Here is a 16,203-nt window from a genome sequence, read left to right as displayed (position 1 = left end):
CCGACAAGGTCCTCGCTCCGCCGATCGTGCTCTGGCACGGCTTCGGCCCTCCGGCGAGCGAGCAGGCGCTGATGCGGATATTCCCGCTCGACGATGTGCCCGCGATCAAGGTCTATCTCGGACTGCCCTTGTTCGGCAAGCGCGCGCCCGCGGGCGGAACAAGTGAACTCGTTCGCCGCCAGCGCGAAGATGTCGGCTTGCAGGTTTTCAAACCCGTGGTCGTCGGTGCCGCGGACGAGTTGCCCCGCGTCGTCGACGCTCTCGAACGGCAAAGTTGCATGCGCCGCGGTGACAGGATCGGACTGTTGGGCTTTTCCGCCGGAGGCGCCTCGGCTCTGCTCGCGCTGGCCGAGCGAAAAATCCCGCTCGGCGTGGCGGTGCTGCTGAATCCGTCCACCGGCCTGACGGCATCGGTCCAGGCCTACGAACATGCCACCGGACAGACCTACGCATGGACCACGGAAAGTCGTGCGCTGGCAAAGGGTACGGATGCGCTCGAGCATGCCGCGAAGATCGCGGCCGGAAATCCGCCTCCAGCGATACTGATCGTGCATGGCGCGAAGGATGACGTCGTCGCCGGCACGAGCTTGAGCGAGTTGCAGAAGGCACTGGGCTCGCGTTACGCACGCGCGCGCCGGAGCGAGCGATTCGAGTATGTCGTGATCGACGATCTGTCGCACAATTTGAATGACGCGAAGACCGATGACGAGTTGCATCGCCGGATCTCCGCCTGGTTCAACCGCCATCTCGAGCAGTGATCTCGAAGGTGGTTATCGCGTCGATTCGCTATCGTCTCGCTCGTCAGTGCTCGCGTTCAAAATGGTTTCGCCACCATCAGCCAGAACACGACGAGCAGCGAAACAAACGCGGGGACGCCAAGCCGGAACCACAGTCGCGCGTATCGCCAATACGCATCGCCAAGCGCTGCGCCGTTGCGATCGGCCTGGCTGGCGAGGTCGCGCATGCGCATCTGCAACCACACCACGGGCAGCCAGCACGCGCCGGCAAGCAGATAGAGCGCAATCGCGGCGGCGAGCCACCCGCTGCGCAGGGGAAAGCCCGCCAGCCGGGCGAGGGCGATTCCGGTCACTGCCTGGACGAGAATCGCCGGCGTGGTGAACAGCCAGTCGGCGAGGACGACGCGCCCGGAGACCACGCGGATCGCGCTCACGTTGCCGCTGCGGTCGACGATCCATTTGAAGAAGGCGATACCGAGGCCGGTGCCGAACAGCACGGTCGAGCTGATCACGTGGATGACCTTCAGGGCGATGTAGACATTCATCCTTCCACCTCGCGGATATCGAGATCGCACAACGGTGCGAGATATTCCTCGACGCCGAGCAAACCCGTGCACGGCATCGCGCCTTTGCGCAGCGGCTCGCCGCGCGCGAGCTTGCGTGCCAGCGCGATCGACGCACCGCACGGAATATGTGGGCCGTGATTGCGCGCGGCGAGAAGATTCCAGGTCTTGCGCAATGGTTGGCCGTCCGATCCGATGCCTTGCATGTGGACGAACATCGCGCCCTTGTCGCTGACGATGGGCTCGATCCAATGACTGATGCGATTCAGTGGCACCGCCATCGGCACGATACTGCGGATCAAACCGAGTTTGACCAAACCGGAAAGTCCCCAAACCAGCAGATGACCCACGCCGCTCGCAAAGCCGGCATGGAACGTCACCGTCTGCAGCGAAGGATATTGTCGCGGAAAGAGATCGAGATCGGGCACCTCGCAACTGCCCATCCAGCGCGCACCGATCGGCATCGGGAAGCGGTGTCGATGCAGATCGAGCCAGCCGTACGCCGTGCGCCACGCGCCTTGCTCGAGGCGCGCAAATGGTTTGCCGCAGTAGCTGAAGATGCCTTTCATCGTCGCCAGTCCCGGTGTGCGCGCGCCCGAGGCGATGCCGATGCGCAGCGTGTCGAGGCGTCGAAAAGCCGGAAGATGGCGATCGACGACCGCGGACGACAGCGCCGGCACGGAGCTGGCCCCGCTGATCACGGTCACGCCGCGCTCGCGCGCGGCTTCGTCGAGGCTCGCGATGCCAACGACAAAGGTGCGTCCGTCGGCGAGATCGATGTAGTTGCAGCGCGCTTCGATCGCCGCTTTCGCAACGACATAGTTTTGACCCTGGAAAGGACCCGCAGTGTGGATCAGCGTGTCCACGCTGAGCTCGCGCAGGCGGCCGGCGAAGGCGGCAGAATGTGCGTCGATGCCGATGGCCTGGGCGCTCGGCAAATCCAGCTCGGCGGCGAACGCCGCCGCCTGATCGCGATCGCGTCCGGCGATGTACAGCTTTATCGCCGGTTCCCTCGCGAGCGTGGCACAGATGCGCTTGCCGAAGAAACCGTAGCCGCCGAGAACGAGTACGCTGTGCATGAGGTCTTGTTCGGCGGACGTTGCCGTCGCCGGATCGGGTGGCCGCGGAAATCCCTGCGAAGGATAATCCGGATTGAGCGTAGCAACCGATCAGAAGCTGTAGCGCACTCCGCCCCAGATCAGCCGCGGCGCGCCGGGCGCGAAAAACGTCGTGCGCGGGACGGGGTAGTTTTCGTCGCCGGGCGTGTTCGCCACGGCGGGAAGCGGACGCGCGACGAAGTGGCCGTCGGCATCGAAGCCCTGTGCGCCGAGTTGCGCAGCCGTCGCGTATTTGCGATTGAGTAGGTTGTCGATCTGGGCGAAGAAGGTCAGCTTCGGCGTGGGCTTGTAGTTGAGGCCGAGATCGAACACGCCATAGCCGGCGCTCTTGCCGGGGCCAAGATAGTAGGTGCCGTCGGGCTGATGCGCGTTGTTCTCGTTGCCGCGTGCGTAGACGCCGCTCGAGGCGCGAAAGTCGAGATTCAGCGACAGCGTTTCGTCGAAGTCGTAGCCGACGAAGGCCTTGAACGTCTGCTTCGGCACGAGCGGCAGGCGGTCGCCGGGGGCGACGGTGATCGTGCCGCCGCCGAGCCCGCGGAACGACGGATTCTCGAGGGCGAAACTGTTCGTGCTGTTGCCGTCACCCGGAAACTGGCCGTTCGCTTCGTACGTCGCCTTGACGTACGAATACTGCACGCCAAAGCTCAGCGCATCGACGCGGCTGTCGAAGCCGAGATCGATGCCTTCGCGTCGCGTCTTCGGGAAGTTCTGGAAGTAGCCTGCGCCAGTCGCATCCGGTGCGGCGACGAAGAGGATGTCGTCCTTGTTCTCGGCGCGATACACGTTCGCGTTCCAGTGCGTCGCATCGCCGAGCATGCCGCGCAGTCCCGCCTCGAGCGTGCGCGTGACGACTTGCTTGAGCGGCGGATCGCCGGCCATCGCGTTCGGCAGGCGGCAGGGATTTTCCGCGTTCGCGCAGCCGAGTTCGATCGCCGACGGCGCACGGTTGCCCTCGTTGTAGCCGACATAGGCGTTGAGGTTCGCGCTCGGTGTCCAGGTCAGGCCGAGCGCGGGATTGAAGCGCGAGTAGATGTCGTGGCCGTTGAGCGAATCGATGCCGCCGTCGGGATCGATCAGGTCATGTGTCGTCGATGTCTCGCGGTTGTAGCGGCCGGAGACGGTCAGCGCCCAGGTTTCCTTGATGCTCAGCGTGTCGGTGAAGAACGCGCTCCAGGTGTGCGCGTGGCTTTTCAGGTTCACGCGTGAGTCGAAAGCGTTCTCCGAGTCCTGCGTGCCGTCGACATAGGCGCCGGGGCCGTCGACGAGCACGACATTGCGCTCCGGCGTGAGATAGCCGAAGCGTGCGGACTGCGAGTAGCGGATGCGATTGGCGTCGTAGGCGGTGCCGACGATGAAGTCGTTGTGGTTGCCGCCGAAGTCTTCACTCCAGTTCAGCTGCAGACCGAAGCCGAAATTCTTTTGTCGCGCCTGCGTGAGCGTATCGAGGCCGTTGCATTTTTCGTTCGGCTCGCTGTTGAGCAGGATGTTCGCGATGCAGCGCCACTGCGGATACGGCGTGTTCGCCGCATTCGCGCCGCTGGCCGGAAAGCCGCTGTAGCCGGCCGCGAGCAGGGCCGCCTGTTCCGCTGCGCTCGGCTGGTAGACCGACTCGCTGATCGCATCGTCGTTGATGTCGCCGTTGTGCGTGTGCGTGTCGATCTTGCGGAAATAGACGTTGCCGGCCAGCGACAGCGCATCGTTGAAGCGGTGATGGCCTTCGAGATTCAAGTAATGCGATTCGTTCTGCGTGCGATCGGGCGTGTACGAACTCGCGTAGTCGCGCGCCATCAAGTGCATCTCCTGCAAGCCGTTGCCGGTGAGCAGGTCCTTGACGTAGGCATAACTCAGATGAAGGTCGTCGTCGTCGCCCTGCCAGCCGATCTTGCCGAACAGCTGGCCCTGGTCGCTCGGGGAATGTTCGCGCCAGCCGCCGTCGGTGAAGTAGTGCGCGTTGAAATACCAGTCGAACGCGCCGTCGACGCCGCCGGTCTGCACGTCGGCCGTGCCGCGCGCGTGCGAGCCGTAGCTCATCTCCACGGTCGTACCGGGATCGCTGCGCCCGCTCTTGGTTTCGATCGACAGCGCGCCGCCGAGCGTGTTGAGGCCGAACAGCGGATTCGATCCCGGCATCAGCGTGATGCCTTCGATCGCGTTGCGCGGGATCAGGTCCCAGCTGACCACGTCGCCGAACGGCTGGTTGAGGCGCACGCCGTCCATGTACACCGACAGGCCCTGCGGCGTACCGAGCAGCGGCGAGGCCGTGTAGCCGCGAAAGTTCACGTCGGGCTGCAACGGATTGCCGGCCACCTCGTTGAACGTCAGTCCGGCGAATTTGCGGTTGAGGAACTCGGTAAGGTCGTTCGCATTGCTGTCGCGCAGTGCATCGCCCGAAGCGGTCTGCACGGACGCGGCGATCTTGTCGAGCGATTCGCCGCCTCCGTTGAGCGGTGTCACTTCAACGGTGTCGAATTTGACCACCGGCAGTTTCGTGGACGCATCGCTGTCTGCATCGCCTTCGGCGGCGATCGCGACATTGCCGACCGCGGCCAGCACTGCCAGGGTGAGCACGGTGCGCGGCAACAGTCTCTTCCCAGGAATCGTCTGCGTCATTCAATCAATCCGAAGTAGTCCGGTAACGAAGGTTGCCTCGATGTGGTGCCATCGCGATCGCGAAGGTCTTGTCGCGTCCGCAACGAAACCACGGCGAGTCTGCCAGTGCACGGCCGGAAAAATTCCCGACTCAGACAAGTGTGTCGCCGCCGACACAGCAGCAGATCAACGCTTCCACGTGACGTGCACGCCGGCGAACACGGAACATCCCGGCGCCGGCTCGAAGTAGCGGCCGTTGCTCTCGTTGACGATGACCGATCCGGCGTAGTTCTTGTCGAACAGGTTCTGCACTTTCAGGAAGGTGGAGATGGTGGTCGACGCGGTTTCAAAGACGTAGCCGGTGCCGAGCGACAGCGTGCCGTAGCCCGGCGCGTACTGGGTGTTGAGGTCGTTGACCGGAGTCGCGCTCGCGGCGTTCGCCTCGATCGTCGCGTTCCAGCCGAGCGCTTCGCCCCAGCGCAGCGCTGCGTAAAGGTTCGAGCGCGGCACGCCCGGGATGCGCGCGCCCGCGGCGACGGGCGTGTTCGGCTTGGTGCAGGTCGACGCGGCCGGGCAGGTGAGGAACGGCGAAAGGAATTTCGCGTCGAGGTAGGTGTAAGCCAGTTGCGCATGCCATCTCGCTGCGATTGGCACGTCCAGTTTGAACTCCGCGCCGCGCCGGCGCGCGCGGTCGACGTTCTGGTAGGTCGTTCGGCCGCCGCTCGAGGTGGCCACTGCGATCTCGTTGCGCGTGTTCGCGTTGAACACGGCGACATCGAATTCGCCGCCGCCGTCGAAGCGCCACTTCGATCCGACTTCGCCATTGCGGCTGCGCGCGGGCACGAGGCCGAAGTTGATGCCGGCGCTGCCGTCGGGACGATAGCCGAGTTCGTTGAACGTCGGCGTCTCGAAGGCGCGGCCGTACGAGGCGTAGAGATGCCATTGGTCGGTCGCGCGATAGAGCAGACCCGCGACCGGCGTCGTCGCCGAATAGTCCGCGCGGCCGCTGTCGTCGGGATTGCCCGGCACGATGTAGTGATCGTCCGCCGAGAATTTCACCTCGCTGTGGCGCAGACCGGCGCTCGCGAGCCAGCTGTCGGCGAAGCTCCACGTCGCCTGTGCGTACTGGTCGAAGTTGGAGACGAGGTTCTGTTCGTCGCGGCGCAGCGCGCCCTTCACGCCGAGCGCGCTGCCGAGGTAATTGTTGTAGCCCTGGCGGTGCTGGTCTTGTCTGTCGTAGCTGATGCCGAGGGACAGATCGAATGGCCTGTCGGCTAGGTCGTTCTTGTAGCTCCAGCGCGCGTCGCCGCCGCCGTAGTCGCCGCCGAGTTCGATCACGCCGCCCGGACTCGTCGCCGCTTTCTGCGTCGCCACCGGAATCGACTGGAACTGCTCGACATCGCGATGGCCGAGGTAGCCGAGCACGCGCAAGCTTTGCGTGTCGCTGAGCGGTTGCTCGTAGATCGCGCCGCCCTGCTGCTGGTGCACGCTCTTGCGCGTGTCGAATTGCGCGGCCGCCGCGACCGGCTGGCGCGGATCCACTTCGAACTGCGCGCGCGTCAGGCCGAGCGCATCGTCGGCGTTCGGCAGCGCGACCGTGTTCGCGAGCAGGGTGAGCTTGCGCCCTGCGCCTAGATCGAGCGTGAACTTGGCGTTGCCATTGCTGCGCTCGGCATAACCGTGACCACGGTAGCCGTCGGTGTGGAATTGCGACAGGTCGACGTTGTAGCCGACGATGCCTTCGCGCCCGCGCGCGTTCGCATCGAGATGCAGCGTGCCGTAACTGCCGCCGGTCGCATCGAAGCGCCATTCGGGGCGATCGCTGCCATCGGCGGTGAAGATCTGGATCACGCCGCCGGATGAGTTTCCATACAGCGCCGAGAACGGCCCGCGCAGCACCTCGATGCGTTCGGCCGCGCCGAGCGGGAAGTTCGAGACCTGGCCTTGGCCTTCAGGCATCGTCGCCGGGATGCCGTCGACGTAGAGGCGCACGCCGCGCACGCCGAAGGTCGAGCGCGCGCCGAAGCCGCGGATCGAGATCTGTTCGTCCTGCGCGTAGTTCTGGCGGTCGCGCGTGAGCAGGCCGGGAACGCCTTGGAGGAATTCGGACGGATTGACGCCGAGCGAATCGGCCGGCGCCACCTTGACCGAGTCGATCGCGCCGGGCAGGTCGAACGCGGAGTGCTCGCTGCGCGTCGCGGTGACGACGACGTCGGGCAGAACTTGTTTGCCCTGCTTGTCGGTCGGCTCCGCATCCGCGGCACATGCGGGCTGAGCGAGGGCAATGGCGATGCACGCGGAAAGCGCGATACCAACAAAATTCTTCAACACGAATCCCCCGGGGCGGTTGCGCGCCGAAGCGCGGCAACGAAGAATGGTATCGGCCGCCTCGCCATTCACGTCTAGCGATTTTCTTGAATTTGCTCAGCGCGCCGGAATTGGCGCAGATCGCTAACCGACTTTTCCCTGCTCGCGCAGGGCATCGAACTCGGCGTCGGTGAACAGTCGCGAGCGCACGAGGAAGCGCACGCCGCGGCCGTTCTCGAGCGAGAACATGCCACCCTGGCCGGGCACGACGTCGATGATCAGCTGGGTATGCTTCCAGTACTCGAACTGCGGTTTGCTGATGTAGAACGGCAAGCCGCCGATTTCGCCGAGGCGCACATCGCTGTCGTCGCCGACGAGGAATTCGCGGCGCGGATAGCACATCGGTGAAGAGCCGTCGCAGCAGCCGCCCGATTGATGGAACAGCAGGTCGTCGCCGTGTTCGGCGCGCAATTCGCCGATCAGGGCGATCGTCGCCGGAGTCGCCGTTACTTGCAGCGGGTGTTCGGCCATGACAGCCTCATGAGTTTGAGATGCCCTGAACAAGTCTGTCCCGGACTTGCCAGGGCGCGCCGAGTTCAGCGCAGGTCGGAACTCGGCCAGGTTATATCAAGCGCTCGTGCGCCTGACTTGCGGCGGGCCATCCTTGGCCCGCCGCAACCTCCGCATGAATCGGAGTTTCGTCGCGCCGTTGGATCCGCGTCCGTGCTACTCGCCGTAGTAGCGGATCGGAACGCGCGACTTGATCGCCTCGTCGTAGGTCAACTCCTTGATTCCGGCCGGATAGCCGTTCTGCTTGAGCAGATAGGCCATGATGTCCACGTTCTGCTCGTCCGTGAGGCTGCCCGGCTTCTGCGCGGGCATCAGCTTGGCGACGAAGCGGAAGATCTCGTCGATGTGGAAGTCGTAGCTCGGATCGGCGAAATCTTTGCCCTTCAGTGCCGGGCCAGGGTAGCCGCCGCGCTGCCCGTCGAGCAGCGGGCCGTGACACATGCTGCAGTTCTGAAAATAGGCGACCGCGCCCTTGTTCGCCTGTTCCTCGGTATACAGCGCGGGTGGTTTGGACTTTGCTGCCTTCCCCTTCGCGGCTTTTGCCGCGGCCTTCGGTTTCTCGTCGCCGCAGCGCTGTGCCGTCGCGGGAAGCCGCGGCCCGTGCGTGTGCCGTGCGATCGAAGCCTGCGGCGTGCGTGCGGTGGCAGCCAGATACGGCTTGATCAGCGCGTCGAGCCTCGTGCCGCGCAGCGCGTCGAGGCCCTTCGCGAAAACGGCGGCAGCATCCTTCGAGGCAGGCGCGTATAGAGCGACGAGGTTCCACTGCATGTGCGCTCCGGGCAGAAGCTGCGAGCGCAGTCCGACGCCCGCGTGCTCGCGCTCGTAGGCCTGCAGGAACGACAACCAGCTCAGCCCGGCCGCGATCTTGCCCTTGGCCACGTCGGCGAGCATGCCGGCATCATCGCGATAGACATGCATGACGATGTTCGGGTGACTGCTGAACAGCATGCCGGCCCAGGTGTCGAGCTGGGCGATGCCGACTTCGCTGCCCTGGCGCAGGTCGGCGAGCGCCTTCGCTGGCGCGTTGCCGCGCTGGACCATGACGAAGCCGGTGCCGGCATACGCCGCGGTCGCCTCGACGCGCGGCGGCAGGTGCGGATCGTTGACGTCGACCGGAAAGCCCATGATGAGCGCGCACTCGTTTTCGGCGAGGCGGGCGAATTTGGCGACCGGGAAACCGTCGTCCTCCTCCTTGCCGTGGCCGACGAACGCGACCGGTTCCATCGCATAGCCTTGCGTCGCCAGCGCCTCGCGCGCGACGCGCGTGTCGGTCGCCGAGGTCGGGTTGGCCGAATCGATGCAGACCTTGATCGTCGATGCCGCGTCGGCGCGGTGCGTGAGCACCGCGCCGAGCGCGAACGTTGCGGCGATCACGAGACGCGCCGCGGTTTTGTCAGAGCGAGAAGACATACAGGTGCCCGCCCTTCGGGATTGCCTTGACCGCCGGGTCGTTGGCCATCTGGCCGCCCCAGATCGGGCTCGCGCCGCCCCAGCCTGCCCACACGGCGACGTACTGCTTGCCGCCGACCTTGTAGGTCGTCGGCACGCCGATGATGCCCGAGGTGAGCTGGTCGCTCTTCCACAGCACCTTGCCGGTCTTCGAATCAAAGGCATGCAGATAACCATCCGAACTGCCGCTGATCACGAGGCCGCCGCCGGTCGCGAGCATCGGTCCGTTCCATGGCAACGCCGTGTCGAACTTCCACACCTGCTTGCCGGTGTTGAGGTCGAGTGCCTGCACGGTGCCCCAGTTGTTGTTCGCCGGGTCGTGCTTGACTTCGAAGCTGGCATCGAGGAACGCGAGGCCTGCCTTGTACGCGACCGGCTCGGTGCCCTTGATGTCCATGCAGGCGTTGAGCGTCGGGATGAACACCAGATGCTGCGTCGGGTCGACCGCGGTCGGCCACCAGTTCTTCCCGCCAAGGAAGCTCGGGCAGGCGAAGACCTGCTTGTCGACGGTCGGGCGCAGGTCGGCGGCTGTCTGGTTCACGCCGTCCTTCAGCCCGGTCACGGTGTTGGTGTGGACGAACGGCTCGGCATAGATCGGTTTTCCGGTCGTACGATCGAGCGCGTAGTAGTAGCCGTTGCGATCGGCGTGGACTAGGGCTTTGTAGTTCTTGCCCGCATAGGTGATGTCGGTCAGGATCGGCTCGTTCGTGCCGTCATAGTCCCAGGTGTCGTTTTCGGTCCACTGGTAGTACCACTTGATCTTGCCGGTCGCGGGGTTCAGCGCGAGGACCGAATCGGTGTACAGGTTCTTGCCCGGACGCAGTGTCGCCAGCCACGGGCCCGGGTTGCCGACGGTCCAGAACAGCGTGTCGGTCTCGGTGTCGTACGAGCCCGGCAGCCACGGATTGCCGCCGCCGGTCTGGTACGCGCCCTTCGGCCACGTATCGCCGCCCGGCTCGCCGGGTGCGGCCGTCGTGTGCGTCTGCCAGAGGATCTTGCCAGTCTTGGCATCGAGCGCCGAGATGAAGCCGCGCGCGCCGTACTCGCCGCCGCCGGTGCCGACGATGACCTTGCCCTTGACGATGAGCGGTGCCGACGTCATGAAATAGCCGACGCCCGGATCGTAGAGTTTCGCGTTCCACTTCTCCTTCCCGGTCTTCGCGTCGAGCGCGATGACGTGGTTGTCGAGCGTCTCGAGGTAGACGTTGTTCTCGTACAGCGCGGCGCCACGGTTGACGACATCGCAGCACACGGTCTTCAACGCCTTCTCGTCGATCTTGGCGACGTACTTCCACAACTCCTTGCCGGTGGCCGCGTCGAACGCGACGACGTGATCCATCGGCGTCGTCACGATCATGACGTCGCCGTTGACCAGCGGCGCACCTTCGTGGCCCTGGGTCAGGTCGCTCTTGTAGTCCCAGGCGACCTTGAGCTTGCTGACGTTGCTCGCATTGATCTCGCCGTGCGGCGAGTAGCCCGACGCCGTGTAGTCGTGCCGGTACATCAGCCAGCCGTCGTCCTTGGCCGCATTGGCGAGACGCGCGTCGGTCACGGCCTGGTAGTCGGCGCCGAGCGCCTGCGCGCTGCCTGCGCCGAGCACGGCGAAGGCGAGGGCGCATGCGCTGAACATCCGGTTCGCTTTGATTCGATGGAAAGTCATGGGTGTTTTCCTTGGGTCGATGATCAGAAGAAAATGATTCCGCCGAGCGAACCGCCGAACATCTTCGCGGTATTGCCCAGGTAGTCCTTCGAGCGCGTGTCGCCGACTTCGCCGGCGAGCGTGATGCTCTTGGTCAGGCCGTAGTAGAGGCCGGCGGTGACGTTGCTGTTCGACTTGAACGAGGCGTTGAGCGCGACGTTGGTCGCGTTGCCGTCCTTGTTGCGGCTCTCGCCATAATTGACGCCGAACTTGAGTTTGTCGGTGACCTTGTACGTACCCTGGATCAGATAGTTGCGACCCTTGACCGGGCCCTGGTCGCCGTCGGTCAGGATGCCGATGCCCTTGCCTTCCTGATAATTGGCGAGGAAACCGAACGGGCCGTTGGCATACGACACGCCGATTTCACCTGCCGTCTCGGAGAAGCCGCCGGTACCGGCGCCGGCGTCGGCGAAATGCTGGATCTTGGCGCCGATCCAGGCCTTGAAGCCGTTGCCCGCCCAGGCCAGTTGTGCCTGGTATTGCGGTCCCGCCTGCGAGGCGTACAACCCGCTGTCGACCGGGCTGACGAGCGCGCCGGTGAAGGTGAAGCCGCCGCCGAGCACCGGCGAGGTGTAGGTCATCTGGCCGTAGGTGCCGAGGTAGGTGTAGCCGGCACCGATATGACCGAGGGTGACGCGACCGCGCTGCGTTGCTTGCACCGGTGCGCCGGCGCCGACCAGGGTCATGTCGCTGAGGATCGCGTTCGCGCCGAACACGCCGTAGTCGCGGCCGATCTTGAGCGTGCCTGCTTCGGCCGTGCCGATCGTGAAGAACGCCTGGCGCACGTCGACAGCGCTGTTCGCGGCGATGCCGGAATCGGTGGCCGCGTGCACCATGATGCCTATCGTGCCGCCGATGTCGAGGCCGTCCTGGCTGGTCTTGAATTTGGTGATGAGTCCGCTCGGCAGCAGACCGTTGCCGATCGAGGTCTTGCTGCTTTCGCCGCTGCAGCCGAGGCCGCGGCCGCCGAGCGCCGGACCGCCGACGGTGTCGCCCGAGCAACTCACGCTCGTGGCATAAGCGTTGATGATGCCGCCGACGTCGACGGTCCAGTCGCCCGACACGATCTCGACCGCGCCGGCATGTTGTGTTGCGGCCAACGCCGCAACGACGGCCACTGCGGTCAGCCGCCGTCGATGCGGCCGTCTGGATTGCTTCAATGGAATTGCGTGCACGTTATCCTCCCTAACAGTCGTTGATGAACAGTCGTTGATGGAAAAATCTGTACCGCGGCAGCCGCGCAGCGGCTCTTGCCGTCGTGCGGCCGCACACATCCCCTGCGCGGGCCGGAGCCTGCGCATTCCCGCGTATCCCTACGTGAGGTGAACTAGAAGAATCCGAGCTTCTTCGGCGAGTAGCTGACCAGCATGTTCTTGGTCTGCTGGTAGTGGTCGAGCATCATCTTGTGCGTCTCGCGGCCGATGCCGGACTGCTTGTAGCCGCCGAACGCCGCATGCGCGGGATAGGCGTGATAGCAGTTCGTCCACACGCGGCCGGCCTGGATCTCGCGGCCGAAGCGGTAGCAGCGATTCGCCTCGCGGCTCCACACGCCTGCACCGAGTCCGTACAGCGTGTCGTTGGCGATGTGCAGCGCTTCCTCTTCGTCCTTGAACGTCGTCACCGAGACGACCGGACCGAAGATTTCCTCCTGGAAGATGCGCATCTTGTTGGTGCCGGCGAATACGGTCGGCTTGACGTAGTAACCGTCCTTGAGTTCGCCGCCGAGCACGTTGCGCTCGCCGCCGGTCAGCACCTTCGCGCCTTCCTGCTTGCCGATGTCGATGTAGGAGAGGATCTTGGCGAGCTGCTCGCTCGAGGCCTGCGCGCCGATCATCGTCGTCGGATCGAGCGGGTTGCCCGCCTTGATCGCATTGACGCGCTTGACCGCGCGCTCCATGAACTTGTCATAGATCGATTCCTGGATCAGCGCGCGGCTCGGGCACGTGCACACCTCGCCCTGGTTCAGCGCGAACATGACGAAACCCTCGATCGCCTTGTCGAAGAAATCGTCGTCGCGCGAGGCGACGTCGTCGAAGAAGATGTTCGGCGACTTGCCACCGAGTTCGAGCGTCACTGGGATGAGGTTCTGACTCGCGTACTGCATGATCAGGCGCCCGGTCGTCGTCTCGCCGGTGAACGCGATCTTGGCGATGCGCGACGAGGAGGCGAGCGGCTTGCCCGCTTCGAGGCCGAAGCCGTTGACGATGTTGAGCACGCCCGGTGGCAGCAGGTCGCCGATCAACTCGGCCCAGACCAGGATGCCGACCGGAGTCTGTTCCGCAGGCTTCAACACGACGCAGTTGCCGGCGGCGAGTGCGGGCGCGAGTTTCCACGCCGCCATCAGCAGCGGAAAATTCCACGGGATGATCTGGCCGACGACACCGAGCGGCTCATGGAACTGGTAGGCGACGGTGTCGTAGTCGATTTCGCCGATCGAACCTTCCTGCGCGCGGATGCAGCCGGCGAAATAGCGGAAGTGATCGATCGCGAGCGGAATGTCGGCAGCGCGCGTCTCGCGCAGGGGCTTGCCGTTGTCCCAGGTCTCCGCGTGCGCGAGCAGATCGAGGTTCTGCTCCATACGGTCGGCGATCTTGTTGAGGATGTTCGCGCGCTCGGCCGGCGCGCTGCGGCCCCACGCGGTTTTCGCCTTGTGCGCGGCGTCGAGCGCGAGTTCGATGTCGTCCTTGTCCGAACGCGCCACTTCGCAAAACGCCTGGCCGGTGACCGGCGTGATGTTTTCGAAATAGCGACCGGCGACCGGCTTCACCCACTTGCCGCCGATGAAGTTTTCGTAGCGGGCTTTGAACGGAACTTGTACCGCGAGATGCTGTTGTTCGAGCTTGGTCATGATGCAGGCGCTCCTGGTTGATGGGCGTCTGCACAGAGCACGCGGCGTGCCAACCTACCGCGCTGTCGCGGTGCACCATCGCAGGGATGCTTGTATACAAATGTCCATTTCGGTGCTTTGTTGCGGCGCGCAACGACTGACACCCAGGTCGTATTGCAATCGCCAAAAATTTGTGTCCAGACTCGGAGCACCTGTCCACAACGACTGTCGCAAATTGCGACACGTGGGATTCCATGACCGATTCCGCTCTGGACCGCATCCAAACCGCACGGCATCGCTTCTTCGATCAGGGCGATGCACCGCGTGGACTCGTGCCTGCGTCGATCCTGCGTTCATGGCAACGTTGCGCGGGGCTCGGGCTGTCGGAGAATGCGCGCCCCAACGTCGAGCCACTGCCGGCCACGGCGCTGCGCGAGGTCTGCCAGAAATACGAGGAGCTGCGCCGCATCAGTCTGCCCGAAGTGCGTGCGCTCTACGCCGACGCGCATGCGACCGGCAGCATCGTCATCCTCACCGCGCCCGACGGCATGATCCTCGAAGCGCTAGGCAGCGCGAACTTCCTCGACAAGGCGGCGCGCGTTTCGCTGCGCCCGGGCGTGCCGTGGAACGAAAACCATACCGGCACGAACGCGATCGGCACGGCGATGATCGAAGGTCGCGCGATCGAGGTGCGCGGACCCGAGCATTTCTTCGCGCCGCATCGCGTGCTCAGTTGTTCGGCGGTGCCGATCATCGATCCGTTCGGCAAGATCGCCGGCGTGCTCGATCTGTCGGGCGAGTCTTCGGTGCATCACACGCATGCGCTCGGCATGGTGCGTTTCGCCGTCGACCAGATCGAACGGCGCCTGTTCAAGCGCGATTTTCCCAACTGCCGCGTGCTGCGCGTGCAGCGCGACGCCGGCCTGTTCGGCACGGCGCAGGAAGGCATCCTCGTGTTCGATGGCGAGCATCTCGTGGCGGCGAACCGGCATGCCTTGGGCATGCTCAACCTCGTCCGCGGCGACATCGGCCGCCGCGAATTCAGCGAGCTGTTCGACGCCAGGTTCGAATCGCTGCAAGGCGAGGCGAGCCTGCGCGATCATCTCAACAAAACCATCTTCGTGCGCAGCGACGAGACGGCATCGCGCAAGCCGGCAACGACGGCATTGGCACGGCCTGTGCCGATCGCGGACAGCCGCATCGGCAGCGAGCCCGTGTTCGGCGCGCAGCTGATTTCCGAACTCGATCGCGCCGAGCGCGTGCTGCGTGCCGGCATGTCGGTGCTGCTGCTCGGCGAGACCGGCACCGGCAAGGAAGTGTTCGCGCGCGAACTGCACCGCCGCATCGGCGGCGGCCGCACGCCGTTCGTCGCGGTCAACTGCGCGGGCCTGCCCGAAAGCCTGATCGAATCGGAACTGTTCGGTTACGACGAAGGCGCGTTCACCGGCGCGAAGCGCCACGGCACGAAAGGCCTGCTGCGCGAAGCCGATGGCGGCGTGCTGTTCCTCGACGAAATCGGCGACATGCCGCTGGCCGCGCAGACACGCCTGTTGCGCGTGCTGCAGGAACGCGAAGTCGCGCCGCTGGGCGGCGGCAAGCCGGTCAAGGTCGACTTCACCGTGATCGCCGCGACCAACCGCAATCTCAGCGTCGGCACGCTCGAGCAGTTCCGCTCGGACCTGTTCTTCCGCATCGCGCACTACACGGTCAACCTGCCGGCGTTGCGCGCCTATCCCGATCGGCGCGGACTGATCGAGACCTTCTGGGCTCGGCTCGCGCCGGATCTGGCGACCAGGCTCGATGCCGCGGCGCTCGACCTGCTCGCAGGCTATGACTGGCCGGGCAACCTGCGCCAACTCACCGGCACGTTGCGCACGCTGATTGCGCTCGCCGGGCCGGGCGGCGGGATCGGCGTGCAGGATCTGCCCGCGATGTTCCAGGGCGCGAGTTCGTCGCCCAGTGCAGTTGCCGCTGGCGCCGACCCGGCGATCGGCGCCGAGTTGTGCGAAATCACCGAGCGAGCGATGCGCCAGGCATTGGACAAGCACGCGGGCAACGTGTCCGCCGCGGCGCGCAGCCTCGGTGTCAGCCGCAGCACGCTCTATCGGCGCCTGGGCTGAGCAAATCCGCCCCCGCGTATTTTCATCGCACGGACAACGCGATCAAATTCCTAGCACTTTGCGATTGAATGCGTGGTCCGCGCTGCGCCCGGCGAAATCGTCGAAGGCGTGTTCGGTGACATGGATGATATGCCTGGCGACGAACGGCGCGCCTTCGCGCGCGCCGTCCTCGGGATGCTTCAGCGCGCACTCCCATTCCACGACCGCCCAGCCCGGATAATCGT

General features: G+C 65.0%; 11 protein-coding genes and 1 pseudogene. 2 read left to right on the top strand and 10 right to left on the bottom strand.

Annotation, left to right across the window (positions count from 1 at the left end; genetic code table 11):
* A partial coding sequence (locus VF497_RS17535) for an alpha/beta hydrolase family protein (protein ID WP_330891167.1) occupies window positions 1-758 on the top strand: 758 nt, incomplete at its 5' end.
* A gap of 56 nt (window positions 759-814) precedes the next feature.
* Here VF497_RS17535 and VF497_RS17530 read toward each other — a convergent pair.
* The 9 genes from VF497_RS17530 to adh all read right to left on the bottom strand — a co-directional run bounded on the left by VF497_RS17530 (window position 815) and on the right by adh (window position 13,880).
* Window positions 815-1,282: a DUF2269 domain-containing protein gene (locus VF497_RS17530; RefSeq protein WP_330891166.1), complete on the bottom strand. Its 468-nt coding sequence runs from the start codon at window positions 1,280-1,282 to the stop codon at window positions 815-817.
* Window positions 1,279-2,379 (bottom strand): saccharopine dehydrogenase family protein, encoded by a 1,101-nt coding sequence (locus VF497_RS17525; RefSeq protein WP_330891164.1) that lies wholly within the window; start codon window positions 2,377-2,379, stop codon window positions 1,279-1,281. Before VF497_RS17525 ends, VF497_RS17530 begins: the two co-directional genes overlap by 4 nt.
* Window positions 2,380-2,469: 90 nt before the next feature.
* Window positions 2,470-5,028 (bottom strand): TonB-dependent receptor, encoded by a 2,559-nt coding sequence (locus tag VF497_RS17520; RefSeq protein ID WP_330891162.1) that lies wholly within the window; start codon window positions 5,026-5,028, stop codon window positions 2,470-2,472.
* Between the two features lie 165 nt (window positions 5,029-5,193).
* A complete protein-coding gene (locus VF497_RS17515; protein WP_414706942.1) occupies window positions 5,194-7,335 on the bottom strand; it encodes a TonB-dependent receptor family protein in 2,142 nt (713 codons plus the stop codon).
* A 123-nt stretch (window positions 7,336-7,458) separates the two neighbouring features.
* Complete coding sequence (locus VF497_RS17510; RefSeq protein WP_330891158.1) at window positions 7,459-7,845, bottom strand: DUF779 domain-containing protein; 387 nt, start codon at window positions 7,843-7,845, stop codon at window positions 7,459-7,461.
* A gap of 195 nt (window positions 7,846-8,040) precedes the next feature.
* Complete coding sequence (locus VF497_RS17505; RefSeq protein WP_330891156.1) at window positions 8,041-9,294, bottom strand: c-type cytochrome; 1,254 nt, start codon at window positions 9,292-9,294, stop codon at window positions 8,041-8,043.
* Window positions 9,278-10,993, bottom strand: a complete 1,716-nt coding sequence (locus tag VF497_RS17500) for a PQQ-dependent dehydrogenase, methanol/ethanol family (RefSeq protein WP_330891154.1) — start codon at window positions 10,991-10,993, stop codon at window positions 9,278-9,280. The genes VF497_RS17505 and VF497_RS17500 overlap by 17 nt, the downstream gene beginning before the upstream one ends.
* A gap of 23 nt (window positions 10,994-11,016) precedes the next feature.
* On the bottom strand, window positions 11,017-12,150 hold the full coding sequence (locus VF497_RS17495; protein WP_330891152.1) for a porin: 1,134 nt from the start codon (window positions 12,148-12,150) through the stop codon (window positions 11,017-11,019).
* Between the two features lie 209 nt (window positions 12,151-12,359).
* Entirely contained in the window at window positions 12,360-13,880 is a 1,521-nt protein-coding gene (gene adh, locus VF497_RS17490; protein WP_330891150.1) for an aldehyde dehydrogenase, read from the bottom strand.
* Between the two features lie 233 nt (window positions 13,881-14,113).
* Here adh and VF497_RS17485 point away from each other — a divergent pair, with 233 nt between their 5' ends.
* Entirely contained in the window at window positions 14,114-15,979 is a 1,866-nt protein-coding gene (locus VF497_RS17485; RefSeq protein ID WP_330891148.1) for a sigma-54-dependent Fis family transcriptional regulator, read from the top strand.
* Between the two features lie 42 nt (window positions 15,980-16,021).
* Here VF497_RS17485 and VF497_RS17480 read toward each other — a convergent pair.
* Window positions 16,022-16,203 (bottom strand): annotated as a pseudogene (locus tag VF497_RS17480) (sugar phosphate isomerase/epimerase); the annotation flags it as partial.

The organism is Rudaea sp., from assembly GCF_036383415.1.
In the GTDB taxonomy this organism is placed as follows: domain Bacteria; phylum Pseudomonadota; class Gammaproteobacteria; order Xanthomonadales; family Rhodanobacteraceae; genus Rudaea.
The sequence above is the reverse complement of the archived record's forward strand: the minus strand, read 5'-3'. Positions and strand labels throughout refer to the sequence as shown.

Bases quoted from the DNA above. Each gene is read 5' to 3' on its own strand.
- VF497_RS17530 (WP_330891166.1), bottom strand. From the start codon at position 1,282: ATGAATGTCTACATCGCCCTGAAGGTCATCCACGTGATCAGCTCGACC.
- VF497_RS17525 (WP_330891164.1), bottom strand. From the start codon at position 2,379: ATGCACAGCGTACTCGTTCTCGGCGGCTACGGTTTCTTCGGCAAGCGC.
- VF497_RS17520 (WP_330891162.1), bottom strand. From the start codon at position 5,028: ATGACGCAGACGATTCCTGGGAAGAGACTGTTGCCGCGCACCGTGCTC.
- VF497_RS17510 (WP_330891158.1), bottom strand. From the start codon at position 7,845: ATGGCCGAACACCCGCTGCAAGTAACGGCGACTCCGGCGACGATCGCC.
- VF497_RS17505 (WP_330891156.1), bottom strand. From the start codon at position 9,294: ATGTCTTCTCGCTCTGACAAAACCGCGGCGCGTCTCGTGATCGCCGCA.
- VF497_RS17500 (WP_330891154.1), bottom strand. From the start codon at position 10,993: ATGACTTTCCATCGAATCAAAGCGAACCGGATGTTCAGCGCATGCGCC.
- adh (WP_330891150.1), bottom strand. From the start codon at position 13,880: ATGACCAAGCTCGAACAACAGCATCTCGCGGTACAAGTTCCGTTCAAA.
- VF497_RS17485 (WP_330891148.1), top strand. From the start codon at position 14,114: ATGACCGATTCCGCTCTGGACCGCATCCAAACCGCACGGCATCGCTTC.